The sequence below is a fragment of the Stenotrophomonas sp. Steno-Z10-BAI genome (assembly GCF_056393115.1).
In genome coordinates, this window is sequence record NZ_JBWJOZ010000016.1 from 1 (window position 1) to 4,512 (window position 4,512).

4 protein-coding genes and 2 pseudogenes are annotated in these 4,512 nt (G+C 70.0%); 1 reads left to right on the top strand and 5 read right to left on the bottom strand.

Annotated features, from left to right (window positions below; all coding sequences use genetic code 11):
- Both AC06E9_RS19640 and AC06E9_RS19645 read right to left on the bottom strand, forming a co-directional pair.
- A pseudogene (locus AC06E9_RS19640) lies at window positions 1-171 on the bottom strand (IS91 family transposase); the annotation flags it as partial.
- A 235-nt stretch (window positions 172-406) separates the two neighbouring features.
- A complete protein-coding gene (locus tag AC06E9_RS19645; protein ID WP_100324583.1) occupies window positions 407-844 on the bottom strand; it encodes a hypothetical protein in 438 nt (145 codons plus the stop codon).
- Between the two features lie 344 nt (window positions 845-1,188).
- Here AC06E9_RS19645 and yihA point away from each other — a divergent pair.
- A pseudogene (yihA, locus tag AC06E9_RS19650) lies at window positions 1,189-1,608 on the top strand (ribosome biogenesis GTP-binding protein YihA/YsxC); the annotation flags it as partial.
- An 18-nt stretch (window positions 1,609-1,626) separates the two neighbouring features.
- Here yihA and AC06E9_RS19655 read toward each other — a convergent pair.
- The 3 genes from AC06E9_RS19655 to AC06E9_RS19665 form a co-directional block, all read right to left on the bottom strand.
- On the bottom strand, window positions 1,627-2,616 hold the full coding sequence (locus tag AC06E9_RS19655; RefSeq protein ID WP_478056675.1) for an MBL fold metallo-hydrolase: 990 nt from the start codon (window positions 2,614-2,616) through the stop codon (window positions 1,627-1,629).
- 107 nt (window positions 2,617-2,723) lie between these two features.
- Entirely contained in the window at window positions 2,724-3,560 is an 837-nt protein-coding gene (locus tag AC06E9_RS19660; protein WP_478056676.1) for a helix-turn-helix transcriptional regulator, read from the bottom strand.
- Window positions 3,561-3,575: 15 nt separating this feature from the next.
- On the bottom strand, window positions 3,576-4,292 hold the full coding sequence (locus tag AC06E9_RS19665) for a VIT1/CCC1 transporter family protein (protein WP_027068863.1): 717 nt from the start codon (window positions 4,290-4,292) through the stop codon (window positions 3,576-3,578).
- Window positions 4,293-4,512: the final 220 nt, after the last annotated feature.

Here is a 4,512-nt window from a genome sequence, read left to right on the forward strand (position 1 = left end):
TACCTCACGGCGCGCGAGAAAGTCCGGCCAATGCGCCTGCACCAGCGAATACAGCAGCGTGCGCTCGGGACGGTGAGGCGCATAGCGAGCCGTGGGCAGATGCGCTGCCGGCGACGTTGCGTGCGCCACGGCATCCTGCAGCTGCGACACGGTCGCGGCGAGGCGCGGCACGAAACACTCCGGTGCAGGGAATGGCTGCTCAGGCTTGCGCCCGCCCCGGCCGGTTCATATCGGCCTTTTCCGGTTTTCGTATCGGACATCGCCGCGCTTAAGACAGGGCGTTTCCCACGTCGGAGGCCAGAAAGCAGTGATGTCGCGCTCCGCACGCGTGCTGATGCGCGGCGAGGTACTGGTGCCGCCGGCGGGCTGATGGCGACGGCGCCAGTCAGCCCTTCAGCGTCTGCCGTCAGCGGCTGGCGTTGGCAGTGGCCGTTTCGGCTGGTGCGTCCGCCTCGGGTTCAGGCTGCACGTCGGGCGTGCTCAGCACCAGCACCGCTTCCCACTGCCCGTCGGGGCGAAGGGTGAAGGCGGCCGGTTCAAGGTCGAACCGCAGCAGGTCGCGCGCCTGGATGTAGCGCACGTCGGCCGTGAGATAGGTGTGCGGTGGCACGGCATCGCCGGCTTGCGGGTAGCGGGCCCACACCAGGTATTCGTCCTGCGAGGCCGAGCGTGCGGTCAAGGCGGCCGGCACGGCCAGTTCCACCGTCGCGGCCTGCTGCGGCGCGCTGCGCCCGGTGGTGATGCGGATGGCATGGCTGTCGCGGATGAAGCGGCGTGGCACCGTTTCGAGAAAGCGGTCGATTCCCGCCAGCAGGGTCGGGTCGGTGCTGGTGTGCACGCGCACGTCGGCGGGTTCCGCGAACGCCTGCTCCGGGAAGCTGATGGCGATGACGTCGGTCGATGCGGCCTGATCCGGCAGGGGGCCGCTGCCTGGTCAGCATCTGCACCGCCGGCGGGATGGGCGTGGTGGCGATCCTCGAGCGCTGACGGGCCTGCTTGCGCGCCGTCACGCGCGCTGCGTGACGGCGGTCGCGCTGTCCGCCTGATCCGGATCAATCGCGCGCCAAGGCGCGCCGCGGCGCCATCGCTATGTTCGGACGGTCACCGTCAGCACGTTGCCGCGCGCGTATAATGACCGCCCCGGTCCACTCACCAAGAGATCCCGCGCTGCGTACCGACATGTTCCAGCAGCAGTTGGTGTTCTTCGAAGTCCGGCCGGATCGCCACCTGGTCGACCTGCCCGGGTACGGCTACGCCAAGGTGCCGCAGGAATTGCAGGCGCACTGGCAAGCCTTCATCCAGGACTATTTCCAGCGCCGCGAGTCGCTCAAGGGACTGGTGGTGGTGATGGACATCCGCCACCCCCTCAAGGACTACGACCGGCAGATGCTGGGCTACGCGGTCCAGCGCGGGTTGCCGGCGCATGCGCTGCTGACCAAGGCCGACAAGCTCGGCCCTGGCCAGCAGTCGCAGACCCTGCAGGCGGTGAAGAAGGAATTGTTCTCGGCGTTCGGCGACAGCGTCGGCGTGCAGGTGTTCTCCTCCGAGTCCAAGCAGGGCGTGGACCAGGCGCGCCAGGTGGTGACGGACTGGCTGGAGCTCGCGTAGCGGGCTTCCAGCCCGCGTTCACTGCTCTCCCGGCAAGGGCGAGAATTCCGCGGGCACCCAGGCGAAGGCATCGTCGTCCCGGCGGACATGGCCCAGGCCGGGAAACGGCAGATGCGCGCCCGCCAGCCACCACCCACCATCGGCGACCCGCGCCATGAGCGCGCGGCGGCTGGCAATCGCCAGGCCGCGATCCAGATCGGCCTCGAAGGAGGCGTCCGGACGGCTGAACTGCACCGCGTGGTAGTGGACGATGTCGCCCCAGACCAGCAGTTGCTGGCCGGCGCCCGCGTCGAACAGGAACGAGGTGTGCCCCGGCGTATGGCCGGGTGAATCCAGGCCGCTCACGCCCTCGGGCAGGCGCTCGCCGCGGGCGAACAGCCGCAGTCGCCCGCCCGCCTGGTAGGGCGCCACCGCGTCGCGCGCCATCTTGAACAGCGGGCGGAACGCCGCGCGGGTGTCGGCACGGGTTTCGGTCTTCGGATCCAGCCAGTAGTCGGCGTCGGCGCGTGCCAGCCAGACGGTCGCCTTCGGAAAGGCCTCGTGGCCCTGGCCGTCGAGCAATCCGCACAGGTGATCCGGATGCGCGTGGGTGATCAGCACCTGATCGACCTGCTCGGGCGAGTAGCCGGCGCTGCGCAGGTTTTCCAGCACATGCCCCAGGCCCGGGCCAAAGCAGCGCGCGGTGCCGGCATCCACCAGCGTGAGCACATCGCCGCGCTGCACCAGATAGGCGTTGACCGCGGTCTGCAGGCCCTGCGGCGTTTCGGGCACGTGGCGCGAAGCGAGCAGCGCCTGCTTGCCGGCGTCGTCGATACCGGACAGCTCGGCGCGTGCCAGCGGCACCACGCCATCGAACAGGGCGGTGACCCGCACCTCGCCGATGGCCTGGTGATAGACGCCCGGCACCTGGCGGATGGGCGCGGTCTGGGCGCTGGCGGGCAAGGCCGTGGCCGTCAGCAGCAGCGACGCCAGGATGAAGGAGCGGGAACGGAACCGGATCGGGACCATGACGGGGAAGGAAAGAAAGCGGCATGCCGCGGAGCCGCCATCGTAGGCAGGCGGGATCGAGCGCAACGCTCAATCCATGGCGTCAAACGCTCACGTCGCCCGGCCGATCAGGCATTGCCGATATGGGCCGGATCCAGGCCGTAGCGCTCGCTGAAGCGGCGCGTGAAGCTGGCGACCGAGCGATAGCCGACCCGCGCGGCCACCGTTTTCACCGGCCAATGGGTGGTGTAGAGCAGATCCATCGCGCAGGCCAGGCGTGCCGCGGCAACCACCTCGCGCAGGCCGGTGCCCTCCGCGACCAGGCGACGGCGCAGCGTGGCGCCGCTGACGCCCAGGGCGGCTTCGACGTGCGTGGATTGCCAGTCGCGCGCGGGATCGGCGCGGATCAGATCGCGGATCCGCATCGCCAGGCTGGGTGGCGGCGGCGGCACCAGCATGGTGGTGTGCCCGCGGCGGCACAACGCCACCGTCAGCGCGGCCAACGCCAACCGCGCTTCGGTGTACCGGCCGGCCTGCAGTGCGGCCAGCCAGTGCTGCAGATCGGTGGCGAACTCGGCGCTGTCCAGGCGGGCGAGATCATCGCCGCGGCCGCTGATCGGATCGGTCCACAACAGGCGCGCGGCGGCGAGGACTTCCTCGCACAGCGGAATGGTGACGGTCAGGTAGAGGCCACTGTCGGGATCGGGAATGTTGGTCACGTCCATCCGGCAGCGGCGCGCGATCAGGAACAGGTCGCCAGGCGCGAACTCCAGCGCCTGCGCATGCGTGCGCACCTGCTTGCGCCCGCGCAATACGATCGCGATGCAGGGATGATCGATGTCCACCGCGTGCGCGCCGTGCTCATGGCGCGCGGTGATGCAGGCATAGCCTTCCGCGCGGGCGCAGCCGACCAGCGAGCCGAGGCGGGCGAGCAGCAACGAACGGGGATCCTGCGGCGCGTTCATCCGAACCTGATCGAATCAGACCGCGACGTTGAACAGCCTGCCCACCAGCGCCGCCGCGGCCATCGCCACCGCGCCCCAGAAGCCGACCCGCCATGCGCCGCGCAGGATCGAGGCACCGCCGATCCGCGCGGCGATGCCGCCGGAAATCAGCAAGCCGACCAGGGTGACCGCGGTGGTCACCGCGGCAACCCGGTCCGCCGGCGCGAACACCGACGCCGCGATTGGCAGCGCCGCGCCGACGGTGAAGGCGGCGGCCGAAGCCAACGCCGCCTGCAAGGGACGCGCACGCAGTTCCTCGGTGAGACCGAGTTCGTCGCGCGCGTGCGCGGCGAGGGCATCATGGGCGGTGAGCTGTTCGGCGACCTGGCGCGCCAGGGCGGGCTCGAGTCCGCGCTGCACGTAGATCTGGGTGAGCTCGGCGAGCTCCAGGCCCGGCTCGGCGCGCAGTTCGCGTTTCTCGATCGCCAGATCGGCCGCTTCGGTATCGGCTTGTGACTGGACCGATACATATTCGCCCGCGGCCATCGACATCGCACCGGCGACCACGCCGGCCACTCCGGTCATCAGGATGGTTTCGGAACTCGCGCCGCTGGCGGCCACGCCGACGACGATGCCGGCCACCGAGACGATGCCGTCGTTGGCGCCCAGCACCGCCGCGCGCAGCCAGCCGACCCGGTTGGTGCGGTGGAGTTCGGGATGGCGGCTGGTGGGAAGCGGGCGATGGCGCGGCATGGTGGCAGGGTAGCGTCCGCGCCACGCGGGGTCAAGTCGGGAACGGCCAGTACAGGCGCGGAACACTGCGATGTGGGCGGTGGCGATGATGCCTGGAGGGTATAGGAAGTTCAACCGCCTTTTTGGCGAGTCTGGCGGGTAGGAAGCGGCCGCGCAAGCGCCGCTTTGGGCACAGATCGGGCACAGATCGGGGGTTCATGCGTGGGTTTTCGACATCGCG

Coding starts and splice junctions, on each gene's coding strand:
- AC06E9_RS19655 (WP_478056675.1), bottom strand. CDS start 2,616: ATGGTCCCGATCCGGTTCCGTTCCCGCTCCTTCATCCTGGCGTCGCTG.
- AC06E9_RS19660 (WP_478056676.1), bottom strand. CDS start 3,560: ATGAACGCGCCGCAGGATCCCCGTTCGTTGCTGCTCGCCCGCCTCGGC.
- AC06E9_RS19665 (WP_027068863.1), bottom strand. CDS start 4,292: ATGCCGCGCCATCGCCCGCTTCCCACCAGCCGCCATCCCGAACTCCAC.